Consider the following 26,107-nt stretch of genomic DNA (forward strand, 5'->3'; position numbering starts at 1 on the left):
TGCGGTCTTTCCCGCATTGCTGCGAGAAGGCAAGATTATAGCAGCCGCTTGGAAAAATGGAAGGACTATTTTGCGCCTTCCATTCACCGGGCTGCGTGAACCTTTCAGGCCTTCAGGTGCGTCAGGCCACCCATGTACGGGCGCAGCACGGCCGGGATCTCGACGCTGCCGTCCGCTTGCTGGTAGTTTTCCAGCACGGCCACCAGGGTGCGGCCCACCGCCAGACCGGAGCCGTTCAGGGTGTGCGCCAGTTCCGGCTTGCCGGCCGCGTTGCGGAAACGCGCCTGCATGCGGCGGGCCTGGAAGGCTTCGCAATTCGACAGGGACGAAATCTCGCGGTAGGTGTTTTGCGCCGGCAGCCATACTTCCAGGTCGAAGGTCTTGGTGGCGCCGAAACCCATGTCGCCCGTGCACAGCGACATCACGCGGTATGGCAGGCCCAGGCGTTGCAAGATGGCTTCCGCATGGCCGACCATTTCTTCCAGCACCTGGTACGACGTGTCCGGATGCACTACTTGCACCATTTCCACCTTGTCGAACTGGTGCTGGCGAATCATGCCGCGCGTGTCGCGGCCGTAGCTGCCCGCTTCCGAGCGGAAGCATGGCGTGTGGGCCGTCATTTTCAGGGGCAGTTGATCGAGCGCCAGGATTTCATCGCGCGCGATGTTGGTCAGCGACACTTCCGACGTGGGGATCAGGTAGAAGGTCTCGCCCTCGCCTTCCGCGCCGCCTTTTTTCACCGAGAACAGATCGGCTTCGAATTTCGGCAACTGGCCCGTGCCGCGCAAGGAATCGGCGTTGACCATGTACGGCGTATAGCATTCCGTGTAGCCGTGCTCGTCCACGTGGGTGTTGAGCATGAATTGCGCCAGTGCGCGGTGCAGGCGGGCGATGCCGCCCTTCATGACGGAGAAGCGCGAACCGGTCAGCTTGGTAGCCACTTCGAAGTCGAGGCCCAGCGGGCCGCCCACGTCGACGTGATCCTTGACCTCGAAATCGAAGGTGCGTGGCGTGCCGACCTTGCGCACTTCCACGTTGCCCGACTCGTCCGTGCCCAGGGGCGACGATTCATGCGGCAAGTTCGGCACGGCCATGATGAAATCGCTCAGCTTGGCTTGCACCAGGGTCAGGGCCGCTTCATCGGCTTTCAGCTCATCGCCCAGGCCAGCCACTTGCGCCATCACGGCCGAGGTGTCTTCCCCCTTGCCTTTCAACATGCCGATTTGCTTGGACAGCGCATTGCGCTTGCCCTGCAGCTCTTCGGTGCGCGTCTGGATCGCCTTGCGTTCGGCTTCGAGGGCGGTAAAGCCTGCCACGTCGAGCTGGAATTTGCGCGTCGCCAGGCGTTCTGCGACGGTGGCGATGTCTTTACGGAGAAGTTGGATATCTATCATGGGTGGATGGCGGTGCCGATGTATCGAAAGCACTCATTGTACCAAGACCCAGTTCACTTCGATGAGTTTTGCGCAAGGTCAACCATCGTCATGGCGGCCTGGCCGGGCACTCGCGCCCGCTTTACATTTTCTGCCTGGCTTATTGCTTAAATGAACGCGGCTTTTTCGGCAGCGGTCAGGCGGCGGGCGCTGACGGTAACGACAGGCATGTCTGCGGCCTGGGCGATCACGCTGCTGCTGGCGCTCACTTCCAGGGTATTCGCGCCGGCGGTGGCGAAGCTGGCGCCGATGGCGATGATGGCGGCGGCGACAAAGGTGATTTCCATGTTTTTCAGTGCGTTCATGATGTGACTCCTGGTTGGTTTGTTTCGTTGACTGCTGCTGGTATGGTGGTACTTTAGCCAACAGCCGCAAACAACGCCACCGGCTTGCGACCAGCGGCGAAAAACAGGGAGCGAACGGTGAAAATGGGGGACTGAAGGGAAAACAAGGGAATGAACAATGCCTGACAAAACCGTAGCGAGCGGCAGTGATTTGTGGCTAAGAAGCGCAACCGTGCTAGAGCACGGTGAGCATCGCAGGCCGCAAAGCGCGCCGCGCAACAGGTTTTGACAGGCGTTCTACAAGGCGTCCTTGACCAGACGCCCTAAGCGACCGATAGCCTGCTCGATGCGCGGCGTCCACGCATTGCCGCAATTGAGGCGCAGATAATTGCCGAACTTGCCCGAGGCCGAGAACAGCTGGCCCGGCATATACGCTACGCCGTCCGCGATCGCCTGGCCATGCAGGGCCAGCGCATCGACTTGCGGCGGCATCTGCACCCACAGCACGAAACCGCCCTGCGGCTCGGACAGCATGCAGTCCGCCGGAAAGCTGGCCGCCACGGCGTCGGACATGCGGGCGATGCGCTGCACCAGGGTGCGCCGCATCTTGCGCAGCTGCTGATCGTAGCTGCTGCCTTCCAGAAAGTCTGCCAGCACGGCCTGGAAGAAATGGCTGGTGGCGCCGCTCGACACGGTTTTCAGCAGCGCCACTTCCTGCGCGAAACGCCCGGCCAGCACGTAGCCCACGCGCGACGCGGGCGTAATCGCCTTGGAAAACGAGGAGCACAATAAAACGTTGCCGCTCGTGTCGTAAGCCTTCACGGGCCACGGACGCTGCGGCGCAAAGCACAGGTCGCCATATACGTCGTCTTCCACCAGCGGAATATTGAATTCCGACAGCAGCCCCGCCAGCCGCTTCTTGTTTGCTTCCGGCATGACGCAGCCCAAAGGATTATTTGCGTTCGGCACGAACAGGCACGCTTGCACGAGGCCGGCGCGCAAGGCCAGTTCCAGCGCGTCGAGCGACGGCCCCGTCTTCGGGTCGGTGGGAATTTCCAGCGCCTTCATGCCCAGGCTTTCGATCATTTGCAGCAGCACGAAATACGTGGCCGACTCGATGGCGATGGTGTCGCCCGGCTTGGCGACGGCGCGCAGGCACAGGCTGATCGCTTCCGTGCAGGAATTCGTCACGACGATCTCGTGCGGATCGAGCTTGCCCCAGTCCAGCGCGCGGCGCGCCACCTGGCGCAGGAAATTGCCTTCGCTGATGTCGTAGCAGCTGACTTTACTCAGCAGGACGGGATCGCGCCGCGCCACCGCGCTGATGGTGCGCTGCATGCGCTTGATCGGCAGGATCTCGTCGGGCGGCCAGGCCGTGCCCAGCTGCACGATATTCGCCGTCTCGTTGTCCTTCAGCACGCGCATCAACAGATTGTTGATGCCGACAAAGGCCGGCTCCTTCAGGTGCTGGGCGTCGGCGCTGCAGGGCCGGCGTGGCGCCCGGTGGCGCACGAAATAGCCGGACTGGGGCCGCGCATCGACTTGCCCCCGGTCTTCCATCAGGCGCAAGGCTTGCATCACGGTACTGATGGAAATGCGCTTTTGCTGCGCCAGGTGGCGTATCGACGGCAGGCGGTCGCCGGGCGCGAACACGCGCGAGTCGATCAGCGCACCCAGCTCGTTGGCCAGGTGCTCGTACAGATTCAAATGCGCGCTCATGTTCATCCCTTCAGTATGCGGCCGCCGCGCGGGGCCGGCACAGATACAGTTGCCCGCTTTTTTGATAAGCACAGTCTACGGCGAAGTGTACTGTATTCATCACAATTTCGTTTTCCTGCATCTGTCATGGTTCACGGCAAGGGCATAAGCTGTTCCTGTCAGCACAACAGGAGCGACGCCATGCATACCGACCACGAATTACGCAGCGAACGGCCCTTGCGCCTGGAAAAAGCGCACGCCAAGGTCATCGAATGCCTGTCCGGCACGGCGTGGATCACGGCCTACGCCCAGTTCGAGGATTGCGTGCTGCGCAGCGGCGAACGCTACACGATACCGAATGACGGCCTGGTGCTGGTCGAAGCCGTGGGTAGCGGACACATCCGCGTGCATGGCACTGCCGCACCGCGCCCCGCCCTGCTGCGCTGGCTGAACCTGGCACTGCCTCACACCTTGAATATTAGGAATACATGACTCAAGCACCACCACTGCGCGTCCTCGTCACGGGCGCCGCCGGCGTTATCGGCACCGTTTTCTGGAAGAGCCGGCACGGGGAATTTTCCCTGCGCCTGGCCGACCTGCACACAGGCAAGCTGGCCGAAGCGCCCTGCCCGTTCATTCAGCTCGACGTGAGCGACTACGCCGCCTGCCTGGCCGCCTGCGCCAACATCGACGTGGTGCTTCACCTGGCCGGCGTGCCGCACGCCAGCGCCGATTTCGATGCGCAACTGTTGCAGCCGAACATCATCGGCACGCACAACATCTTCCGCGCGGCGCAGGCGCAAGGCGTGAAAAGAGTCGTGTTCGCCAGCAGCGCGCAAGCCATCGAAGGCTATCCGCTCGACGTACAGGTGCATGAGCACATGCCGGCGCGCCCGGCGAACATGTATGGCGCCAGCAAGGCCTTCGGCGAAGGCGTGGCCTCCGCATTCGCCCACCAGCATGGCATGACGACGATCGCCGTGCGCATCGCCAACGTGGCCCACTTTGCGCCAGGTCAACAGCACAGCGCGCGCGACATCGCCGCCTTCATCAGCGAGCGCGACGTGGTGCAATTGCTGGCCCGCTGCGTGGCGGCGGACGTGCCGGCCGGCTATCACGTCGTGCACGGCGTGTCGGACAACCGTTACAAGCGGCTGTCGATCGCGGCGACGCGCCAGCTGGTGGGCTACGCGCCGCAGGACGACGGTTTCACTTTGCTGGGCCTGTAAGCCTCAGCCCTTGCCGGCTGGTTTTCCTGCTTTTCTGTCCAGCTCACGCAGCCAGGCCAGCTTGTCGGCAATCTTGCTTTCCAGGCCGCGGGGCACGGGCTGGTACCAGCCCGGTTCCGCCATGCCGTCCGGAAAATACGTTTCACCGGCCGCATACGCATCAGGTTCATCGTGCGCGTAGCGGTAGGCATGGCCGTAGCCGAGCTCCTTCATCAGCTTCGTCGGCGCATTGCGCAAGTGCACGGGCACTTCCTTCGATTTGTCTTTCTTGACGAACGCCATGGCGGTATTAAAAGCGTTGTAGCCGGCATTGCTTTTCGCGGCAATCGCCAGGTAAATCACGGCCTGGCCCAGCGCCAGCTCGCCTTCGGGCGAACCGAGCCGTTCATACGTTTCCGCCGCGTCATTGACCATCGTCAAGGCGCGAGGGTCGGCCAGGCCGATGTCTTCCCAGGCCATGCGCACGATGCGCCGCGACAAATAACGGGGGTCGGCGCCGCCGTCGATCATGCGGCAAAACCAGTACAGGGCCGCGTCCGGGTTGGAACCGCGCACGGATTTATGCAGAGCGGAAATCTGGTCATAGAAATTATCGCCGCCCTTGTCGAAGCGGCGCGAATTCAAGGTCAGCGCATTGTCGACGAAGGCCGCGTCGATTTTGGTCGTGCCCGTCGAGCTGGCGGCCGTCTCGGCCTGCTCCAGCAAATTCAAGAAGCGGCGCGCATCGCCGTCCGCGTAGCCGATCAGGGTATCGGCCGCCGCCTCGTCGAAGGTCAGGTGCGTCAGCGCCGTGCTTTGCGCCTTGGCCAGCAACTGCTTCATCTCGTCTTCGTTGAGCGATTTCAACACATACACTTGCGCGCGCGACAGCAGCGCCGAATTGACTTCGAAGCTGGGGTTTTCCGTCGTCGCGCCGATGAACGTCACGAGGCCCGATTCCACGAAGGGCAGCAAGGCGTCCTGCTGCGATTTATTAAACCTGTGTATCTCGTCGACGAACAACAAGGTGTGCTTGCCGAACTGGTCCAGGCTGTGGCGGGCCTGGTCCATGGCTGCGCGGATATCTTTCACGCCAGCAAATACGGCCGACAGGGCGATGAATTCGCTGTCGAAGGCATTCGCCATCAGGCGCGCCAGGGTGGTCTTGCCCACGCCGGGCGGCCCCCATAAAATCATCGAATGGGCCTTGCCCGCCTCGAACGCGAGGCGCAGCGGCTTGCCCACGCCCAGCAGGTGCGTCTGGCCGATGACTTCGTTCAGGGTGGCTGGCCGCAAGGCTTCGGCCAGCGGCTGGCGCAGTGCGGTGGAAAAGAGATCCGCCATAATGAGTTACCTAATAAGAATGCAAAAGCCCCGCATTGCTGCGAGGCCGGCTCATCCGCAAGGCGCGACAGTCTTAATTATTAATGACGTCGGCGCCCTTGGGCATGACAAATTTAAAGTGATTGGCCGAAAGCGCCGGATTCTTCTGGAAGTTCTTGAACGCCAGCACCGAGGTCTGGCCGAACGAATCGCGCAATTCCATCGCTTCCGGCACGCCGTTGCGCAGGCCGATGGTGATTTCGTCGAACGTCGTGTCCTTGGCTTTCGGCGTCGCTTTCAGCCATTCCAGGCCATCGCGCGTGCCCGCTTCGGCCAGGGTGAAATTCTTTTCCAGGTCGTTGCTGCCGAACAAGATGGCCGCCGGCGAGGAACCGAGCGCGTCGCCCAGTTTCTTGACCGTCACTTGGCTCAAGTCCTTGTCGTAGATATACAGCTTGTCGCCGTCCGCTTGCAGCAACTGCTCGTACGGCTTCAGGTAGGTCCAGATGAACTTGCCAGGGCGGGCGAACTCGAACGTGCCGCTGGCCGGCGTCGACACTTTCGCCTTGCCGCTGGCGTCCGCCTTCTTGACTTGGCGCTGCACGAACTCGCCCTTGGCCGACTTGGTGCCGGCCGCAAAGCTCTTGAATTGCTCGAGCGCGCTGGCCGAGGCGCTGGCCGCGAACAGCAGGCTGCAGGCAACGCTGGCCGCGCCGATCATCATTTTTGTTGCGAAAGTATTGCTTTTCATTCTTTACCCTTGTTCGGCACTTGCCGCCGGCACCAGGATTTCCCGGTTGCCATTGGATTGCATGGTTGATACCACCCCGCTCTGCTCCATCTGCTCGAGCAGACGGGCGGCGCGGTTGTAGCCGATGCGCAAATGGCGCTGCACCAGCGAAATCGAGGCGCGGCGGTTTTTCAGCACCACCGCCACCGCCTGGTCGTACAGGGCATCGGCCTCGCCGCCGCCCTCGCCCGGCGCGCCGCCTTCGGCGCCGTCGCCTTCCAGGGTGCCGCCTTCGAGGATGCCCTCGATGTAATTAGGTTCGCCCTGCAGCTTCAAATGGCTGACAACGCGGTGGACTTCTTCATCGGACACGAACGCGCCGTGCACGCGCATCGGCAAGCCGGTGCCGGGCGGCATGTACAGCATGTCACCCATGCCCAGCAGGGTTTCCGCGCCCATCTGATCCAGAATGGTGCGCGAGTCGATCTTCGACGATACCTGGAAGGCGATACGCGTGGGAATGTTGGCCTTGATCAAACCCGTGATCACGTCTACAGATGGGCGCTGCGTGGCCAGAATCAAGTGCAAGCCGGCGGCGCGCGCCTTTTGCGCGATACGCGCGATCAATTCCTCGACTTTTTTGCCCACCACCATCATCAAATCGGCCAGCTCGTCGATGATGATGACGATGGTCGGCAGTTTTTCCAGCGGCTCCGGCGCATCCGGCGTCAGGCTGAACGGATTCGGGATGTGTTCTTCGCGCTTTTTCGCGTCGGCAATCTTCGCGTTGTAGCCGGCCAGGTTACGCACGCCCATCTTGCTCATCAGCTTGTAGCGGCGTTCCATCTCGTTCACGGCCCAGTTCAGCGCATGGCCGGCCTGGCGCATATCCGTCACGACGGGCGCCAGCAAGTGCGGGATGCCTTCGTAGACGGACATTTCCAGCATCTTCGGATCGATCAAGATCAGGCGCACGTCGAGCGGGTCGGATTTGTACAGCAGCGACAGTATCGTCGCATTGATGCCGACCGACTTACCGGAACCGGTGGTACCGGCCACCAGCAAGTGCGGCATTTTCGCCAAATCGGCCACGACGGGCTTGCCGGCGATATCCTTGCCCAGCGCAATCGTCAGGCTGGACACACCATCGTTGTAGACCTTGGAGCCGAGGATTTCCGTCAGGCGCACGATCTGGCGCTTGCTGTTCGGCAATTCCAAGGCCATGTAATTCTTGCCGGGAATGGTTTCCACGACCCGGATCGACGTCAGCGACAGCGAACGGGCCAGGTCGCGCGCCAGGCCGACGATCTGGCTGCCTTTGACGCCCGTGGCCGGCTCGATTTCATAGCGCGTGACCACGGGGCCGGGGTAAGCGGCCACTACCTTGGCATCCACGCCAAAGTCCGAGAGTTTCTTTTCGATCAGGCGGCTCGTGAATTCCAAGGTTTCCACGGAAACCGTTTCCACCACGGGTGGCGCCTCGTCGAGCAGCGACAGCGGCGGCAGCTTGCCATCGCCCAGGTTCTCGAACAGATGGGCCTGGCGTTCCTTTTCCACGCGCTCGGATTTCACGACGGTGACCACTTGCGGCTCGATCTTCACGGGCGGCGCGGCCACGTGCTTTTCCACATGCTTGGCCCGTTCGATGACCACCACTTCGTCGCGGCGCACGGCGGCCACTTCGCCCTGGCGGCGGTCTTCGCGGTCCTGGTAGCGCAGCACAAACCAGTTGAAAGCGTCTTCGATGGCGCCGCCGATGCGCTCGGCCACTTGCAGCCAGGACACATGGAAGAACAGGCTGAAACCGAGGCCAAACAGCAGCAACAGCAATAAAGTGGCGCCCGTGAAACCGAAGGCCTCCTTGCTTGCGTGCCCCACCAGCTGGCCCAGCACGCCGCCCGGCTCGCGCGGCAGCTGCACGTGCAGGCTTTTCGCCATGCGCAGGTATTCGAGGCCCATGCTGCCGATCAGCATGATGGAGAAGCCGACGATGCGGATCAGCATCTCGACATGGTGCTCGCGCTCCACTTCTTCCTCTTCCAGCAGGAAGCGCTTACTCAGGCGGCGATAGCCATGCCACACCGTGCGCAGCAGCCACACGCACCACCACCAGGCGGAAAAGCCGAAGATATACAGCAACAGGTCGGAAAAGGTGGCGCCGAGCTTGCCGCCCAGGTTGGCGACCTTGTCGACGTTGGTGGCATGCGACCAGCCAGGGTCGAGCTTGTTGAAGCTGGCCAGGATCAGCACGAAGTACAGGGCGAACGCGGCCAGCGCGAACCAGCGCGCCTCGGACAACAGCCGCACCAGCCGGTTGGGCAGGGGCCGGCGTTCGACCGGTTTTCGGGTGTAGCTATTTTGATTGGCCTGGGCTGGTTTAGTCATTCTGGGAAGCGCTGCAAGGTGAAAAATGTTTCTGAAAGGGAATTTCCCATAATAAGGAAGTATTCTAAGCCATATATGCCCCGGACGGCCCCACGATTCGTCGCTACAGGCGGCTTGGTCTATAATCGTGGATTGCTTGCGCAAGCGCAATACGCCCTTGTTCTTCGCGCGTATGCCCCCAATTCGGATAGACCCCACTCATAGAGAAGCCTCATTATGACCACTACCAAACACGCCCGCGTTTTGATCCTCGGCTCCGGCCCAGCCGGCTACAGCGCCGCCGTCTACGCCGCCCGCGCCAACCTGAACCCGATGCTGGTCACCGGCGTGGAACAAGGCGGCCAGCTGATGACCACCACCGACGTGGAAAACTGGCCAGGCGACCCGATGGGCGTGCAAGGTCCGGACCTGATGCAGCGCCTGCTGCAGCACGCCGAGCGTTTCAATACGGAAATCGTGTTTGACCACATCCACACCACTTTCCTGAATGAAAAGCCGATCCGCCTGAAGGGCGACAGCCACGAATACACGTGCGACACCCTGATCATCGCCACGGGCGCATCCGCGCAATACCTGGGCCTGCCATCGGAAGCGGAATTCATGGGCAAGGGCGTGTCCGCCTGCGCCACCTGCGATGGCTTCTTCTACCGCAACCAGGAAGTGGCCGTCGTCGGCGGCGGCAACACGGCCGTCGAAGAAGCGCTGTACCTGTCGAACATCGCCAATAAAGTCACCCTGATCCACCGCCGTGACAAGTTCCGCGCGGAAGCGATTTTGATCGACCGCCTGAACGCCAAGGTTGCCGAAGGCAAGATTGTGTTGAAATATAACCACACTCTGGACGAAGTGACGGGCAACGAAGGCGGCGTGACGGGCCTGAACATCAAGTCGACCATCGACGGCAAGGTTGAAGCGCTGAGCGTGCATGGCGTGTTCATCGCCATCGGCCACAAGCCGAACACGGGCATCTTCGAAGGCCAGCTGGAAATGCACAACGGCTACATCAAGACAAAAACTGGCCTGGAAGGCATGGCCACCGCCACCAGCGCGCCGGGCGTGTTTGCCGCCGGCGACGTGCAAGACCACATCTACCGCCAGGCCATCACCAGCGCCGGCACGGGTTGCATGGCAGCACTGGACGCCCAGCGCTACCTGGAAGGCCAGGAGTAAGCGTCGCATGGCGTCGATGAAAGACTTTGCCGACCTGAAAGCGGTCAGCAAGCAGCTCAAGGAGCAGGCGGATGCGCGCGCGCAAGCTGCGGCGGAGCGCGTCCAGCAAGCCAAGGTGCAGGCCGTGGAGAGCAATCTGTTCAAGGCCAGCATCGGCGGCGTCAAGCGCCTGCCCGAGTCGGACCGCTACGTGCCCAGCCTGCCCAAGGCGGGCGCCATGGCGGCCCAGCAGCCGGCCCGCAAGCTGTCGCCGGAAGAGGACGATGCGGCCGTGCTGCGCGAATCGCTGTCGGACTTGTTCGAAGTCGACCATTACCTGGAAAACGATCCGGCCCTGAACTACGCCCGCCCCGGCGTGGGACCGGACGTCGTGAAAAAGATGCGCAAGGGCCACTGGCCCGTGCAGGATGAGCTTGACTTGCACGGCTTGCGCCGCGACGAGGCGCGCGACGGCATCGGCGCCTTCCTGAACCAGGCCACGCGGCGCAAGCTGCGCTGCGTGCGCGTGATCCACGGCAAGGGTTTTGGCTCGAAAGGCCAGGAACCGGTCTTGAAATCGATGGTGCACAGCTGGCTCGTGCAAAAGGATGAAGTTGTGGCCTTTTGCCAGGCGCGCCGCTCCGAAGGGGGCGATGGCGCGCTGGTGGTATTGCTTTCTTCCGCACTGCAGCCCATCCGCTAGGTTTGACAGCAAGCAATTACAATTCAGTCACCAGTTCCGCACTGCACACGGCCCCGTTTGTCACCATTCGGGGCCGTGTCATGTTAACCTGTGACAATTATTTCCTGCTCAAGCGCTCCACCCATGATGCCACCCCAATTGCCGCCTGGCTCGCTGATCAAGATCATTGAGGTCATCGCCATCCTGGTGGGCGCGTTTTCCGGCTTCATCGAAGCGCGCCGCAAGCGCATGGACCTGGTCGGCGTGTTCGTCGTGGCCTTCATCACGGCATTCGGCGGCGGCACCCTGCGCGACATCCTGCTCGACAAGCGGCCCCTGTTCTGGGTCTCGCACCAGGAATACGCAATTTTGATCTTCGTGCTGGCCCTGACGGCCGCGCCCCTGATCCAGCATTTGCGCCAGATCGTCTCGGAACGCCTGATCGTCATCGCCGACGCCATCGGCCTGGGCATGTTCGCCATCGCGGGCGTGGCTGAAGCCATGCGCGCCGGCATGCCGATTTTTATTGCCTCGATGATGGGGGTGATTACGGGGATTTTCGGCGGCGTGATGCGCGACATCGTCTGTAACGAAGTGCCGATGGTGTTTCGCGACGGCAAACCGTATGCGATCTGCGCGTTTTTCGGCTGCTGGGCTTATTTATTGCAGATGCACTTCGGCGCCGAGCACGACTTTGCGCTGTGGACCAGCGCCAGCGGCATCACGATTCTGCGCCTGATATGCTGGAAATTCGACATGCGCTTGGGGCGCTGAACGGTGCTGATGCGTAATCCATAATATTATTGACAACTCATGTCGGATTACGCGCTGGCGCTAATCCGACCTACGGTCTGCTGAAGAACATCTACATAGCGCCTGCCAGAAGCGTAGCGAGCGGCAGCGATTTGTGGCTAAGAAGCGCAACCGTGCTGAAGCACGGTGAGCATCGCAGGCCGCAAAGCACGACGCGCAGTAGCTTATGGCTGGTGCTAGACGGCGTCTGGACCCGTTTCGCCCGTACGGATGCGGATGACCTGCTCCACGTCGCGCACGAAGATCTTGCCATCGCCAATCTTGCCCGTGCGGGCCGCCTTGATGATGGCGTCGACCACCAGTTCCGACACGCTGTCGTCCACCACCACTTCGACTTTGACTTTCGGCAAGAAGTCGACCACATACTCGGCGCCACGGTACAGCTCGGTATGGCCTTTCTGGCGGCCAAAGCCCTTCACTTCCGTCACGGTCAAGCCCGTCACGTTCACATCGGCCAGGGCCTCGCGTACTTCGTCGAGCTTGAATGGTTTGATGATGGCGGTAATCTGTTTCATGGCTACTCCTTAAAATTGTTGGATTGTGGACAGATGGCTGCTTATTCGTAAAACTTCGACGTAATGGGGTAACGCCAGTCGCGGCCGAAGCCACGGTGCGTGACGCGGATGCCCACCGGCGACTGGCGCCGCTTGTATTCATTGATCTTGATCAGGCGCGTGATTTTCGCCACATCGGCCGGCGGGTAGCCAGCCTCGATAATGTCGGCGATCGGCCGATTTTCTTCCATGTACAGCTGCATGATGCCGTCGAGTATTTCATACGGCGGCAAGGAATCCTGGTCCAGCTGGTCGGCACGCAGTTCGGCCGACGGTCCGCGCGTCAGGATGCGCTCGGGAATCACGTCCGACACGCTGTTGCGGTACGCGCACAGGCGGTAGACGAGGGTCTTGGCGATATCCTTGATCACGGCAAAGCCGCCCGCCATGTCGCCGTACAGGGTGCAATAGCCGACGGCCATCTCGCTCTTGTTGCCCGTCGTCAAGACGATGCTGCCATGCTTGTTCGACAGGGCCATCAGCAAGGTGCCGCGGATGCGCGCCTGGATATTCTCTTCCGTCGCGTCTTCCGCCAGTCCCGCGAACTCCTCGGCCAGGGTGGCGCGGAAGGCGTCGAAAGTTTGCTTGATCGGAATTTCATCGTAGCGCACATTGAGGCGTTTTACCATGTCGCGCGAGTCGATCCACGAGATATCGGCCGTAAATTGCGACGGCATCATGACGGCGCGCACCTTGTCGGCGCCCAGCGCATCGACGGCGATGGCCAGGGTCAGCGCGGAATCGACGCCGCCCGACATGCCGATCAGCACGCCAGGGAAGCCGTTCTTGCCTATGTAGTCGCGCACGCCCAGCACCAGCGCCTGATACACCTGCGCCTCGGTGGTCAACGGTGCGGCCAGCGGCTGCGGCACGGGGGTGGCGCCGTCGAAGTCGACGACCTGCAAGTCTTCCCCGAAATGGCGCAGCTGGGCGCAGATCGTGCCGGCCGCATCCATGACAAACGAGTCGCCGTCGAAAATCAGCTCATCCTGGCCACCGACCAGGTTGGCGTACACGAGGGCCATGCCTTGCGCGCTGACGTTCTTGCGCATGGTGTCATAGCGCAGATGCTGCTTGTTCATGTGGTAGGGCGAGCCGTTCGGCACCAGCAGCACTTGCGCGCCGGCCGCGCGGGCGCGCATGGGCGCATGCTCGAACCACGTGTCTTCGCAGATATTGATGCCGAAACGCACGCCCTTCACGCCAAACACGAAAGCCTGGTCCGATGACGTAAAGTAACGTTTTTCATCGAACACGGTCGTATTCGGCAAGTCGTGCTTGCGGTAGGTACCCAGCACTTCGCCGTTCAGCAACACGGAGGCGGCATTGTGGCGCACGCCCTTCTCGTCTTGCAGGGGCAAGCCCACCACCACGTGCAAATCCTTGAACTGGGCCAGGTCGGCAGCCAGTCCCGCAAACGCTTCCTGCGTTTTTGCGTAGAATGCATTGCGCAGCAACAGGTCCTCGGGTGGATAGCCGACCAGCGACAGTTCCGGCGTGAGCACGATATCGGCGCCCGCCTCGAACGCGCGGCGGGAAAGGTCGAAGATCTTGGCACGGTTGCCGGCCAGATCGCCGACCGTACTATTCATTTGAGCAATTGCGACTTTGACTGTCATGATGATGATGGATATTTCGTTCTATTAAACAAGACAGGGGCGCGCAGGCCGATGGCGGCGCCCCGAGAGTGATGAATGCACACTACAACAATGAATTATCGCACGGCTATCGTCACTACCCTGGCTGAAATTGGCGAAGCGGCCTGGTCTGAACTGCTGGCAAGCCAGGCGGACGCCACTCCCTTCCTTTCCTACGCCTTTTTGCACGCGCTGCACGAGTCCGGCTGCGCCAGCGCGGACACGGGCTGGCAGCCGAATTACCTGGTGCTGTGGCAAGGCGAGGTGCTGGCCGCCGCCCTGCCCCTGTACCTGAAGATGCACTCGTATGGCGAATACGTGTTCGACTGGGCCTGGGCCGATGCATATCAGCAACATGGTCTCGAATATTACCCGAAACTGCTGTCCGCGATACCGTTTACGCCCGTCAGCGGCACGCGCTTGCTGGCCCGCGATGGCCAGGCGCGCGCGGCCCTGCTGGCCTTCCTGCAGGCGCAGCAGCAAGCCAGCGAGGTATCGTCCTGCCACATCCTGTTCCCGCCGGAAAGCGAAGCGCGCCAGCTGGAGGAAGCCGGCTACCTGATGCGTAGTGGCGTGCAGTTTCACTGGCTCAATCCGGGCTACACGGATTTCGAGCAATTCCTCGCCACTCTGGAACACAAGAAGCGCAAGAATATCCGCGCCGAGCGGCGCAAGGTGCGCGAAGCGGGCGTCACCCTGCGCCAGGTGCGCGGCGTGGACGCTCTTAATGCCGACTGGAAGCTGTTCCACCGCTGCTACAGCAATACCTATGCGGAACACCGCTCCTCGCCTTACCTGAGCCTGGACTTCTTCCGGCGCATCGGTGCCAGCATGCCGGAAAACATACTCCTGGTGATCGCCGAGCGCGAAGGCAGGGCCATTGCCGCCTCGCTGGTGATCCACACGGGCGACACCCTGTATGGCCGCTACTGGGGCGCGCTCGAGCACGTGCCCTGCCTGCATTTCGAGACGGCGTATTACCAGCCGCTGGAGTTTTGCATCGCCAACGGCATCGCCACCTTCGAAGGGGGCGCCCAGGGCGAGCACAAGATGGCGCGCGGCTTCCTGCCGCAAAAGACCTGGTCCGCCCACTGGCTGGCGCACCCGGCCTTTGCGGACGCCGTGCAGCGCTTCCTCGAGCGCGAACGGGGCGGCATCGATGCCTACCTCGATGAATTGAACGAGCACAGCCCGTTTCGCGCATAAAAAAACGCTCCCGGCCATCGCAGGCGGGGAGCGCTTTTCTTACCGGGTGTTCTTAGGCTTTGGCGGCGTCGGTCTTGAAGGCGGCAACGCCGTTCAGGATTTCTTCCTTGGCCACTTCAGGACCATACCAGCCGTCGATCTTGACCCATTTGCCTTTTTCCAGATCCTTGTAGTGCTCAAAGAAATGCTGGATCTGGCGCAAGCGCAGTTCGTTCAGGTCTTCCGGCTTTTGCCAGTGGCTGTAGATCGACAGGACCTTGTCGACTGGCACGGCCAGCACTTTCGCGTCTTCGCCCGACTCGTCGGTCATTTTCAGCACGCCGATAGGACGGCAGCGCACGACCACGCCCGGGATCAGCGGGAACGGGGTGATGACCAGCACGTCGACCGGGTCGCCGTCCGGCGACAGGGTGTTCGGCACGTAGCCGTAGTTGCACGGGTAATGCATGGCGGTACCCATGAAGCGATCGACGAAAATCGCGCCGCTTTCCTTGTCGACTTCGTACTTGATCGGATCGGCATTCATCGGGATTTCGATGACGACGTTGAAATCGTTCGGCAGATCGCGGCCGGAAGAGACGTTATTCAAACTCATGGGGTTCCTCATTAGCGGATTGTGTTTTAACCGCGCAATTATAGCGAAGTACAGGCAGCTTGTGCGATGCAGCAGCGGCCCGCCGGCGTTTTGCGCGTCCAGCCAGCAACAGTGGCGTGCATGGCCCGCCGGCGCGCGCAGCCGGCCATCGAGAGAATAAACAAACCATCGGCAATAATAAGTACAAACACCTAAGCAATACTACCGACGCCTTGAATTAATGCCGATGGAATATCTGCGTATTTTCATTTGAATATCGCCACACGCCAGGCATGGTTATTATAATCCGCATTGCATTTTTTACAGCCACTTATAACAACAGTTTTATTCTCATTCATTCCGCGGCGCCCCTGCATTATTGCGCAACACCCCGCCCTCTACCCTCCAGGCGGCCTGCCAGCCCCGCAACACCGTTATCCAGCATAATATTTGTTCTTATTTGAAGTGTTTATTTGATTCAAATAAGAGCCCCGCCAAAAAATGGCGCTACCGGAAGACAATCATCAATTCTGATAAACTGTCACATTCTGGTGATTCCAAACTTTGTATATTCTGCAATCGACGCCTTCCCTGAATTCAATATGGCGCATCACGCGCCACCGATAAATCCTTGCAAAAAGGAATATGATGATTCCCTCTTTCCGGCCCGGTCCTTTATTAAAGGTCACCGGCGTTATTTTCATTCTGTTTGGCCTCGCCCTGCTGGGCGGCGGCATCTGGCTGGCCACGCTCGGCGGCTCCTGGTACTACTTGCTGGCCGGTATAGGCATGCTGATCGCCGGCGCGCTGGTATTCCAGGGCAAGCGCAGCGCGCAACCGTGCATGGCGCTGCTGCTGCTCGCCACCCTCATCTGGTCCCTCATTGAAGTGAAATTCGACTGGTGGCAATTGCTGCCGCGCCTGGACATCTGGTTTGCCGCCGCCGTCTGGCTGCTGCTGCCCTTCGTCAGCCGCCGCCTGGCCCCACCCGCCGACGCAGCGAAACAGCCGCAAGCGGGCAAGACGGCCCTCTCCGCCGCCGTGGCCCTGACCGTCATCGCCGGCGTCATCGCCCTGTTCCAGGATTACCATGACCTGCATGGCGACGTGCCGGCCGAAAACATGGCCGCCACGGCCTCCGGCGATTTCGCGCCCGGCGTCGAGCACAACGACTGGTCCGCGTATGGCCGCTCCGGCTATGGCGACCGCTATGCCCCGGCCGCACAGATTACGCCCGCGAATATTTCCGGCCTGAAAGAAGCCTGGACCTACCACACGGGCGACTTCAAGGGTCCCAACGACCCGGGCGAGATCGCCAACGAAGTCACGCCGCTGAAGGTCAATGACATGCTGTACCTGTGCACGCCGCACAATATCGTCATCGCCCTGAACCCGGACACGGGCAAGGAAATCTGGCGCCACGATCCAAAGATCAACCGCGACGCGGCCAGCTACCAGCACATGATCTGCCGTGGCGTCGCCTACTGGGACGTGAACGCGGGCCGGGCGAAGAACAATCCGGCTCCCGAAGCTGCCGGCATGGAATGCCCGCGCCGCATCCTGGCGCCGACCATGGACGGCACCATGATCGCCGTCAACGCCGATACGGGCGAGTCGTGCAAGAGCTTTGGCAACAACGGCGTCGTCAACCTGTATAAAAACATGGCCATGATCAAGCGCGGTTTCCTGATGCCAACGTCGCCGCCGGCTGTCTCGCAGAAAATGGCCGTGATCGCCGCCAGCGTGACGGACAACCATTCGACGGAAGAACCATCGGGCGTGATCCGCGGCTACGATCCCGTCACCGGCAAGCTGATGTGGAACTGGGACCCGGCCACGCCGGAAGATACGGCGCCTTTCCCTGAAGGCAAGAACTACACCAACAACTCGCCCAACTCGTGGGGCGTGGCCAGCATCGATGAAAAGCTGGGCATGGTTTACATTCCGATGGGCAATGAAACCCCCGATACCTGGGGCGGCAACCGCAACAAGAATGGCGAGAAATTCAACAGCGCCATCGTCGCGCTGGACCTGGCGACGGGGAAAGTACGCTGGGTCTACCAGACCGTGCACCACGATATCTGGGACATGGACATCGGCGGCCAGCCGAGCCTGGTCGACATCGACACGCCGAAAGGTAAAGTGCCCTCTGTTGTTGCCACGACGAAACGCGGCGACATCTACGTGATCGACCGCCGCGACGGCAGCCTGGTCGTGCCGGCGCCGGAAAAACCAGTGCCAACGAGCAATCCTGCCGCCGGCGACACCCTGTCGCCCACGCAGCCGTTCTCGGCCCTGACCTTCTTGCCAGAGCGCAATATCAGCGAAGCGGACATGTGGGGCACCACGCCGTTCGACCAGCTCGCTTGCCGCATCATCTTCAAGGAACGCCGCTATGAAGGCCCGTTCACGCCGCAAACGGCCGGCAAGGGCGCCGTCATCTCGCCGGGCCCGCTGGGCATCTTCGAATGGGGCGGCGCGGCCATCGACCCCGTGCGCCAGTTGTTGATCGTCAACCCTGACTACATGGGCTTCCTGGAAAAACTCGTGCCGCGCGCGGAAACGACGGCCAAGGGCGGCACGGGCGGCGAAATGGGCTTGCAGCCGCAGACGGGCGTGCCGTTCGCCGTGGAAATCAAGGCCTTCCTGTCGCCGCTGGGCTTCCCATGCCAGGCACCGCCATGGGGCTATGTGGCCGCCGTCGACCTGCGTACCATGAAGAAAGTGTGGATGCACAAGAACGGCACCACGCGCGACAGCGGTCCCGTGCCGATTCCCTTGCCGCTGGGCGTGCCCAGCCTGGGCGGCATGGTCACCACGGGCGGCGGCGTGACCTTCCTCAGCAGCACGCTCGACTACTACATCCGCGGCTACGACGTCAGCAACGGCAAAGTGATCTGGAAAGCCCGCCTGCCAGCCGGCGGCCAGGCTACGCCGATGAGCTATGTGTCGAACAAGTCGGGACGCCAGTTCGTCGTCGTCATGGCCGGCGGCCACGGTTCGCTGGGCACGAAGATGAGCGACACCCTGGTCGCGTATGCCTTGCCGGAAGGCACTGCGGTAACGAAGAAGTAAGTTAGTCAGGTAGCAGCGCACTCCGCCATGGGGTGCGCACAAAGAAAAAGCCGTTCAGTCTGCACTGAACGGCTTTTTTACGTCTGGACAATTGGCTTACAAAACGGCTTACAGGATAGTAGCCAGTGCACACTGCCGGTAATGCGCGGCAGCCTGTTCCGTCTGCTGCAGGGCGTCGTGCATCTGCGCCAGCTTCAGGTGGGCGTCGCGCACCATCTGCGGCTCGTTGGCATCCGACAAGGCCTGCTCCAGGTGACGCTGGGCCTTGCCCCACAGTTTTTGCTTCAGGCACAAGGTACCCAGGGTCAGCGCCAGTTCCGCATCCAGCGGACGCTGCTTCATCCATTGCTCGCAATGCTCGATCTGCAGCAGCAGGGCCGGCGTGCCGCTTGGCGCCGCCGCTTCGCGGTAGGCGCGCACGACGCGCTCGTCCCAGTCGGCGGCCAGCGATTCTTCGCACACGAGGCGCGCTTCATCGTGCAGGCCGCGCGCATTCAGGGCCGTGGCGGCGCGGCAGGCGATATACGGCTTGACCCGGTCGGCGCTTGGCACGGTGGACCACACGCGCATCAGCGACTCGGCGTCATGCGAGGAGTCGGACAGCAGATGGTCGTAGGCCAGTTCGCGCAGGCGCGACGACAGGGCCGGATGCAGGGCGCGGTGCTTGTCGAGCGAACGCACGAGGCGCAGCACTTCCGGCCAGTTCTTCGCCTGCTGCTCGGCTTTCAGCGACCATTGCAGCGCGTGGATGTGGCGCGTGCCGCTGGCATTGAGTTCGCGCACGGCGGCCAGGGCCGCTTCCGGCTGGTGGTCGTCGACCAGCAATTCCGTCACCGTCATCAAGCGGGCCGTTTTCAGGCTGGCATCGCCTTCAACGCGCGACAGCCAGCTGTCGCGGCGTTCGGACTGGCGCATGCGGTGCGCGGCGCGCGCGCCGATCAGCGCGGCCAGGCCGGCGTTCTCTTCCAGCTCGGCGGCGCGCAAGGCGGCCTTCTCGGCATGGCCGAAACGGCCTTCGAACAGGGCTTTCAAGGCTTCGCGCAAGCCCTTGTTGCCGTCGCGCTCACGCTTGCGCTGGCGGTAGGCCGCCACTTGCGCCGGCATGCGCACGGTGGCGCGCACGGCGCGCACCAGCAGGTACAGCAGCACGAACAGCACGACCTGCAGCAGCAGGAAGAAATTCAGCGACAAATCGATGCGGTATGGCGGATAGAACAGTACCACGTTGCCGGGATTGAAACGGGCCGTCACGGCGATACCGATCGCCGCGGCCATCAGGGCGAGTAACCAGAGAAATAGACGCATGGGCTCAGGACTTCGCTTTGTAGTTGCGCACAGCCGTCAGGCTGTCGGACAAGGTTGGCATTTCGATGGCCAGGTTGCTGCCCTGCACTTGGCGCAGCAGGGCTTGCGCCGTCTGCGTGCTCTTGGCGCGAGTGTCGAAATACTTGGCCAGCGCATCCTGCGCGGCGATCAAATCGTTGCGGAAAGCCGTTTCATTGCGCGACAACAAGGCCATGCGGGCATTGAGCAGGCGCAACTTGACGTTTTCACGCAAGAAATACGATTGCGTCGGCGACAGCATCAGCGCTTCCGGCGTATCGACGCGGCGGATGCGTATCAATTGACGCACGTCGGCCCACATGTCGCCGCTCCAGGTATTGAAGCCGTCGCGCACTTTTTGCAGCAGCGGTTCCGGCGCAGGCGGCCCCATCAGCTTCCCGCTCGCATCGCGCACGGGCTTGGCCTTGCCCGGTTTTTCCGGTGCGGCCGGCAAGGCCGGAGTTTCGTCGGACAGCATCGGCAGCGAATCGACCTGGGCGATCACGGCGTCGAGGCGCAGGGCCACGCCCGTCGAATCGACGCTGGGCAGGGCTTTCAATTTTTCCATGTCGCGCCCGATGGCGCGGCGGATGGTGATGAATTGCGGCTTGTCGGAACGCGACAGGCTGCGGTCCGCGTTTTGCAGGGCGATCAGCGCGCCGGGCACGTTGCCGGCCAGTTGCAGCTGCTGGCTGGCCGTCGACAGCACTTGCTCGATTTCCGTCAGCGCCCATTCGTCGCGGTTCTTCGACAAGTCGTTGTACAGTTGTTCCAGCGCAAGCTGCTGGCTTTGCGTTTCGCTCTGGCGGTTTTCCAGCGCGCCCACCTTGATTTGCAGCTCTTTCGTGCCTTCTTGCACGTTGCGCGCCAGCACGCCCGTTTCGGCGTTGCTGACATCGCCTTTTTGCAGGCGCTTGGCCACTTCTTCGCGCAGGTTGCGGATCTGCTTGCTGGTCGACCAGCTTTGCGCAGCCAGCAGCACGGCGAGCACGATGACGGCGATGCTCATGGGCTTTTGCAGCTGTTCCAGCAGGGTCGGCGCGCGGCCGGCAGGTTGGTCGGCCGCCTGCGGCGCCGTCTTCACGGCGCTGCCAGGCGTTGCATTCGGTTCGGAGAGTGTAGGCATTTCGTTCATGGTCGTGATTGTAACGCGGCGAGCACTCCTGCGTCGCCTGATCCTGTCAAGGTGACTCGGGCAAAACCCAGGGCCGCCGCCGTTTGTGCAATGCGGGCGTGCGGCACGATCAGATGCTGCTGTTGCATTTTCACAACAGCCGCCTTTTCAGCATCCATTTCGCCCAGCAGCGCCAGCAGACCGCGCAGCGCTTCCGAGCTGGTGATAATCCAGTCATTATTATGCTGCAACAGGTTTTCCAGGGTCGCCCGCAAGGCGGGCGTCAGCCTTGGCACCTTGCGGCGGTAGGCCGTGACGAACTCGACAGTGGCTCCCGCCGCGCGCAAGCCGTCGGCCAGGTAATCGCGTCCGCCATCGCCGCGCACGATCAGCACGCGCTTGCCGCGCAGGGCCGGCAAGTCCAGCGCCAATAATAGATGTTCGGAGTCGCTGCGCGCCGTGTCCAGCGGACTCGTGATGGTCGCGTTGGCGTCCGTGACGCCGTGCGCGCCCAGGGCCATCCGGCTGCCCTCGCCCACCACGGCCAGCGGCAGGCCGGGGGGCCAGGCGGGCAGATGCGCAAAGACGCAATCGATGGCGTTGGGCGAGACGAACGCCACCAGGTCGTAATCGCGCAGGCGGGCCAGCACGGCTTGCAGCCGCGCGCATTCCTCTGCGCCGTCAAGCGCGTGGATTTCCAGCAGCGGCAGCAGTTGCACGGGCAAGCCCAGCGCCGCGATCCGGGCGGCCAGCGGCCCCGCTTGCGCCGCGGGCCGCGTGATCACCACGGTGTCAGGCATGCGGCGCCAGGCCTTCATGGTTGTCGGGCGTGACTGCGCACGAGGCGAGGATGCCGGCGGCATCTTGCCCGCGCAGCAATTCGGCCACTTGCTCGCCCAGCTGTTCCGGCGCGCCGGCAGCACCTTCAAGCTCGGCGCTGGCCATGCGCGCGCCGTCCGGCGTGGCGACCATGGCGCGCAAGCGCATCTGCCCGCCCTCGACGGTGGCGAACGCGGCCAGCGGAATCTGGCAGCTGCCGCCGAAGATCTTCGACACCTTGCGCTCGGCCGTGACGGCTTGCGCCGTGGCCATGTGGTTCAGCGGTGCCAGCAGGCGCACCAGGTCGGCGCCGTCCGCGCGCCCGCTGCGGATCTCGATCGCCATGGCGCCCTGACCGGCGGCCGGCAAGCTGTCTTCCGGCGCCAGCACGGCGCGGATGCGCGACGCCAGGCCCAGGCGTTTCAAGCCGGCGGCGGCCAGGATGATGGCCGCGTAGTCGCCACGGTCCAGCTTGCCCAAACGCGTATCGAGATTGCCGCGCAGGGGCAGAATCGTCAGGTGCGGGTAGCGCGCGGCGATCAGCGACTGGCGGCGCAGGCTGCTGGTGCCGACGACGGCGCCGTGCGGCAGCTCGGCCAGGCTGGCGTAATCGTTCGACACGAACGCATCGCGCGGGTCTTCGCGCTCGAGGATGGCGGCCAGGGCAAAGCCTTCCGGCAACTCCATCGGCACGTCTTTCAGCGAATGCACGGCCAGGTCGGCGCGGCCTTCTTCCATCGCCACTTCCAGCTCCTTGACGAACAGGCCCTTGCCGCCTACCTTGGACAAGGCGCGGTCCAGAATCTGGTCGCCGCGTGTGGTCATGCCGAGAATTTCGACGCTACACTGCGGATACAGGGCGGCCAGGCGGGCGCGCACGTGTTCAGCTTGCCACATGGCAAGACGGCTCTCGCGCGTGGCGATCACCAGGCGGGCAGGAATATTCAATTCGTTCGGGGTCAATTCGGATGCTTTCAAAACAAGTTCTTTCGCTGTGGCTGTCGTTGTCATTATCGTTGCCATTTCGCCCGTCTGATATCAATTTTGTATCGGGTGGCGCCTGGCGTCGCTATAATCGTTATCGCTTAGCCTAGAAGGCCAAGTCAGGCTAGCGTCCATGTTGAAGACCACAAATTTTATCATGCGCCCCCTCCCCTCTGCGGCCAAACGCCCGGTGCGATCCACATTCCCTTGCTTTTACACTTACTTTGGTTCTTTATTATGCTCAATGACGCAGTAGCACCAGAAATAGTTCCAGCGGCCGGCTCCGACAAGGACGCGCCGCTGAAAGAAGACATCCGCCTGCTGGGCCGCCTGCTGGGCGACGTGCTGCGCGAACAGGAAGGCGACGCCGTCTTCAATGTGGTGGAAACCATACGCCAGACGTCCGTGCGCTTCCGCCGGGAAGCGGACGCGGGTGCCGCGCTGGAACTCGACGCCATGCTCAAGGAACTGAGCCGCGAGCAGACGATTTCCGTCGTGCGCGCCTTTTCCTACTTTTCGCACCTGGCCAACATTGCGGAAGATCAACACCACATCCGCCGCCGCCGCGCCCACCTGCTGGCCGGCTCGCCGGCGCAAAAGGGCAGCGTCAGCTTCGCGCTGAGAAAACTGCGCCTGGCCGGCGTGCCGCGCAAGACGGTCGACACCTTCTTCCAGGACGCCCTGATCGCCCCCGTGCTGACGGCCCACCCGACGGAAGTGCAGCGCAAGAGCATCCTCGACGCCGAGCACGACATTGCCCGCCTGCTGGCCGAGCGCGACTTGCCGCAGACGCCGAAAGAGCGGCACGCCAACATGCAGCTGCTGCGCTCGCGCGTGGCCACCCTGTGGCAGACGCGCATGCTGCGCTACTCGAAGCTGACGGTGGCCGACGAGATCGAAAACGCCCTGTCCTACTACCGCATCACCTTCCTGCGCGAACTGCCGGGCCTGTATGACGACATCGAGGACGATATCGCCGCCGAATACCCGAACGGCGACGGCACGATCGAGCCCATCAACGCCGCCTACGTGCAGATGGGCAGCTGGATCGGCGGCGACCGCGACGGCAACCCGAACGTCAACGCGTGCACCATGCAGCACGCGCTGGCGCGCCACGCCACCACCATCCTCGACTTTTACCTCGACGAAGCGCACGCGCTGGGCGCGGAATTGTCCGTCTCGACCCTGATGGTGGGCGTGAGCGCCGAACTGCAGGCGCTGGCCGACCAGTCGCCGGACGCCTCGCCCCACCGCAGCGACGAACCGTACCGCCGCGCCCTGATCGGCATCTATGCGCGCCTGGCCGCCACGGCCCGCGCCCTGGGCGCCACCAACATCCTGCGCAAGGAAGTGGGCGCGGCGGCCGCCTACCCTGACGCGGCCGCCTTTGTGGCCGACTTGCGCACCATCGTCGCCTCGCTCGAGTCGCACCACGGCGCCGCCCTCGTGCGCCCGCGCCTGGCCACCCTGGCGCGCGCGGCCGACATCTTCGGCTTCCACCTGGCCTCGCTCGACATGCGCCAGACCTCGGACGTGCACGAGCGCGTGCTGGCCGACCTGTTCGCGAAAAGCGGCGTGGCCGCCGATTACACGGCCCTGTCCGAGGAAGATAAGCAGGCGCTGCTGCTGAACGAACTGGCCCAGCCGCGCCTGCTGTACTCGCCCTACATCGCCTACGCGGCGGAAACGGATTCCGAACTGGCGATCCTGCGCGCGGCGCGCGACATCCGCCAGCGCTACGGCGCGCGGGCCATCCGCAACTACATCATTTCGCACACGGAAACCGTGTCCGACTTGCTGGAAGTGTTGCTGCTGCAAAAGGAAACAGGCTTGCTGCGCACCGACTGGCAAACTGGCGACAGCATCTGCGAGCTGATGGTCATCCCCCTGTTCGAGACGATCCCCGACCTGCAGCGCGCGGCCGGCATCATGAGCCAGGTCATGGCCTTGCCTTTGGTCAAGCAATTGATCGCCAAGCAGGGACAGTTGCAGGAAGTCATGCTCGGTTATTCCGATTCGAACAAGGATGGCGGCTTCCTCACGTCCAACTGGGAACTGTACAAGGCGGAACTGGCGCTGGTCGCCGACTTCCAGAAGGCCGGCGTCAAGCTGCGCCTGTTCCATGGCCGCGGCGGCACGGTGGGCCGTGGCGGCGGACCCAGCTACGAAGCCATCCTGGCCCAGCCGCCGGGCACCGTCAACGGCCAGATCCGCCTGACGGAGCAAGGCGAGATCATCGCCTCGAAGTTTTCCAACGCGGAAATCGGCCGGCGCAACCTGGAATTACTGGTGGCCGCCACCCTGGAAGCGAGCCTGGCGCCGCAGGAAGCCAATCCGGCCCGCAACGGCCAGCTGGCGCAGTTCGAAGCCGTGATGGCGCAACTGTCGGACCTCGCCTATCACGCCTACCGCCACCTCGTGTATGAAACGCCGGGTTTTACGGAGTATTTCTTCTCGGCTACGCCGATCGCGGAAATCGCCGAGCTGAACCTCGGTTCGCGCCCCGCTTCGCGCAAGGCCAACCAGCGCATCGAAGACTTGCGCGCCATTCCCTGGGGCTTTTCCTGGGGCCAGTGCCGCTTGCTGCTGCCGGGCTGGTTCGGCTTCGGCAGCGCCATCGAAACGTGGATCAATCAAGCCGACGGCGCCGCGAAAGATGACAGGATCGCCACCCTGCGCGCCATGTACGCCGAATGGCCATTCTTCGCCACCCTGCTGTCGAACATGGACATGGTGCTGGCCAAGACGGACCTGGCGATCGCCTCGCGCTATGCGGAACTGGTGGCGGACCAGGGCTTGCGCGAACGCATCTACAAGCGCATCACAGACGAGCACGGCAACACCCTGCGCTGCCTGGAACTGATCACCGGCAACACGGAACGCCTGGCGGGCAATCCCCTGCTGGCCCGTTCGATCCAGAACCGCTTCGCCTATCTCGACCCGCTGAACCACTTGCAGGTGGAGTTGATCAAGCGCAACCGCGCCCTGTCGGCGGAAAGCCGGATCGACGAAAGGGTGCACCGCGGCATCCAGCTGTCGATCAATGGCGTGGCGGCCGGCCTGCGCAACACGGGCTGATCGCACCGCCTTGCCATCGGCAAACAGGGCCGGCACCG

General features: G+C 62.6%; 21 protein-coding genes. 8 read left to right on the plus strand and 13 right to left on the minus strand.

The features are described 5' to 3' along the window. Nucleotides 1-104: 104 nt before the first annotated feature. The 3 genes from serS to OX460_RS15545 form a co-directional block, all read right to left on the minus strand. Nucleotides 105-1,394: a serine--tRNA ligase gene (gene serS / locus OX460_RS15535; RefSeq protein ID WP_251351832.1), complete on the minus strand. Its 1,290-nt coding sequence runs from the start codon at nt 1,392-1,394 to the stop codon at nt 105-107. 146 nt (nt 1,395-1,540) lie between these two features. Beyond that, entirely contained in the window at nt 1,541-1,738 is a 198-nt protein-coding gene (locus OX460_RS15540) for a hypothetical protein (RefSeq protein ID WP_099664811.1), read from the minus strand. A gap of 276 nt (nt 1,739-2,014) precedes the next feature. Continuing rightward, nucleotides 2,015-3,436 carry a PLP-dependent aminotransferase family protein gene (locus OX460_RS15545; protein WP_251351833.1) on the minus strand — a complete coding sequence of 474 codons (1,422 nt, stop codon included), beginning with the start codon at nt 3,434-3,436 and terminating at the stop codon, nt 2,015-2,017. 180 nt (nt 3,437-3,616) lie between these two features. Between OX460_RS15545 and OX460_RS15550 the strand changes: the two genes are divergently transcribed. Both OX460_RS15550 and OX460_RS15555 read left to right on the plus strand, forming a co-directional pair. After that, nucleotides 3,617-3,907, plus strand: coding sequence for a DUF2917 domain-containing protein (locus OX460_RS15550; RefSeq protein WP_180278594.1), 291 nt, complete (start codon nt 3,617-3,619; stop codon nt 3,905-3,907). After that, nucleotides 3,904-4,644, plus strand: coding sequence for an NAD(P)-dependent oxidoreductase (locus OX460_RS15555; protein WP_289899193.1), 741 nt, complete (start codon nt 3,904-3,906; stop codon nt 4,642-4,644). The genes OX460_RS15550 and OX460_RS15555 overlap by 4 nt, the downstream gene beginning before the upstream one ends. Before the next feature lie 3 nt (nt 4,645-4,647). On the opposite strand, the gene OX460_RS15560 is transcribed toward OX460_RS15555, so the two are convergent. The 3 genes from OX460_RS15560 to OX460_RS15570 form a co-directional block, all read right to left on the minus strand. Beyond that, complete coding sequence (locus OX460_RS15560; protein WP_289899194.1) at nt 4,648-5,967, minus strand: replication-associated recombination protein A; 1,320 nt, start codon at nt 5,965-5,967, stop codon at nt 4,648-4,650. Between the two features lie 73 nt (nt 5,968-6,040). Then, complete coding sequence (gene lolA / locus OX460_RS15565) at nt 6,041-6,697, minus strand: outer membrane lipoprotein chaperone LolA (RefSeq protein WP_133992709.1); 657 nt, start codon at nt 6,695-6,697, stop codon at nt 6,041-6,043. Nucleotides 6,698-6,700: 3 nt separating this feature from the next. Further along, nucleotides 6,701-9,061, minus strand: coding sequence for a DNA translocase FtsK (locus tag OX460_RS15570; protein ID WP_289899195.1), 2,361 nt, complete (start codon nt 9,059-9,061; stop codon nt 6,701-6,703). Nucleotides 9,062-9,277: 216 nt separating this feature from the next. Here OX460_RS15570 and trxB point away from each other — a divergent pair, with 216 nt between their 5' ends. From trxB to OX460_RS15585, 3 genes are all read left to right on the plus strand, one after another. Then, nucleotides 9,278-10,231, plus strand: coding sequence for a thioredoxin-disulfide reductase (trxB, locus tag OX460_RS15575; protein WP_034786153.1), 954 nt, complete (start codon nt 9,278-9,280; stop codon nt 10,229-10,231). 7 nt (nt 10,232-10,238) lie between these two features. After that, nucleotides 10,239-10,913 (plus strand): Smr/MutS family protein, encoded by a 675-nt coding sequence (locus OX460_RS15580; RefSeq protein WP_289899196.1) that lies wholly within the window; start codon nt 10,239-10,241, stop codon nt 10,911-10,913. Between the two features lie 123 nt (nt 10,914-11,036). Then, entirely contained in the window at nt 11,037-11,666 is a 630-nt protein-coding gene (locus tag OX460_RS15585) for a trimeric intracellular cation channel family protein (RefSeq protein ID WP_034786156.1), read from the plus strand. A 215-nt stretch (nt 11,667-11,881) separates the two neighbouring features. On the opposite strand, the gene OX460_RS15590 is transcribed toward OX460_RS15585, so the two are convergent. Both OX460_RS15590 and OX460_RS15595 read right to left on the minus strand, forming a co-directional pair. Next, complete coding sequence (locus tag OX460_RS15590) at nt 11,882-12,220, minus strand: P-II family nitrogen regulator (RefSeq protein WP_034758685.1); 339 nt, start codon at nt 12,218-12,220, stop codon at nt 11,882-11,884. A 41-nt stretch (nt 12,221-12,261) separates the two neighbouring features. After that, a complete protein-coding gene (locus OX460_RS15595; RefSeq protein WP_289899197.1) occupies nt 12,262-13,878 on the minus strand; it encodes an NAD+ synthase in 1,617 nt (538 codons plus the stop codon). A 90-nt stretch (nt 13,879-13,968) separates the two neighbouring features. Here OX460_RS15595 and OX460_RS15600 point away from each other — a divergent pair, with 90 nt between their 5' ends. After that, nucleotides 13,969-15,102, plus strand: a complete 1,134-nt coding sequence (locus OX460_RS15600) for a GNAT family N-acetyltransferase (protein WP_289899365.1) — start codon at nt 13,969-13,971, stop codon at nt 15,100-15,102. Nucleotides 15,103-15,154: 52 nt separating this feature from the next. On the opposite strand, the gene ppa is transcribed toward OX460_RS15600, so the two are convergent. Beyond that, nucleotides 15,155-15,697 carry an inorganic diphosphatase gene (gene ppa / locus OX460_RS15605; protein WP_034786159.1) on the minus strand — a complete coding sequence of 181 codons (543 nt, stop codon included), beginning with the start codon at nt 15,695-15,697 and terminating at the stop codon, nt 15,155-15,157. Nucleotides 15,698-16,321: 624 nt separating this feature from the next. Between ppa and OX460_RS15610 the strand changes: the two genes are divergently transcribed. Continuing rightward, a complete protein-coding gene (locus tag OX460_RS15610; RefSeq protein WP_251351839.1) occupies nt 16,322-18,751 on the plus strand; it encodes a membrane-bound PQQ-dependent dehydrogenase, glucose/quinate/shikimate family in 2,430 nt (809 codons plus the stop codon). A gap of 108 nt (nt 18,752-18,859) precedes the next feature. On the opposite strand, the gene OX460_RS15615 is transcribed toward OX460_RS15610, so the two are convergent. From OX460_RS15615 to hemC, 4 genes are read right to left on the minus strand one after another with little or no spacing between them, the layout of a single operon-like run. Beyond that, complete coding sequence (locus OX460_RS15615) at nt 18,860-20,056, minus strand: heme biosynthesis protein HemY (protein ID WP_289899198.1); 1,197 nt, start codon at nt 20,054-20,056, stop codon at nt 18,860-18,862. A 4-nt stretch (nt 20,057-20,060) separates the two neighbouring features. Then, entirely contained in the window at nt 20,061-21,209 is a 1,149-nt protein-coding gene (locus tag OX460_RS15620) for a uroporphyrinogen-III C-methyltransferase (RefSeq protein WP_077401782.1), read from the minus strand. Further along, complete coding sequence (locus OX460_RS15625) at nt 21,206-21,988, minus strand: uroporphyrinogen-III synthase (RefSeq protein ID WP_289899199.1); 783 nt, start codon at nt 21,986-21,988, stop codon at nt 21,206-21,208. Before OX460_RS15625 ends, OX460_RS15620 begins: the two co-directional genes overlap by 4 nt. Beyond that, complete coding sequence (hemC, locus tag OX460_RS15630) at nt 21,981-22,985, minus strand: hydroxymethylbilane synthase (protein WP_285817243.1); 1,005 nt, start codon at nt 22,983-22,985, stop codon at nt 21,981-21,983. The genes OX460_RS15625 and hemC overlap by 8 nt, the downstream gene beginning before the upstream one ends. A 243-nt stretch (nt 22,986-23,228) precedes the next feature. Here hemC and ppc point away from each other — a divergent pair, with 243 nt between their 5' ends. Continuing rightward, nucleotides 23,229-26,069 (plus strand): phosphoenolpyruvate carboxylase, encoded by a 2,841-nt coding sequence (gene ppc / locus OX460_RS15635; RefSeq protein WP_289899200.1) that lies wholly within the window; start codon nt 23,229-23,231, stop codon nt 26,067-26,069. Nucleotides 26,070-26,107: the final 38 nt, after the last annotated feature.

The sequence above is a fragment of the Janthinobacterium sp. SUN033 genome, assembly GCF_030397595.1.
Lineage (GTDB): Bacteria > Pseudomonadota > Gammaproteobacteria > Burkholderiales > Burkholderiaceae_D > Janthinobacterium > Janthinobacterium kumbetense.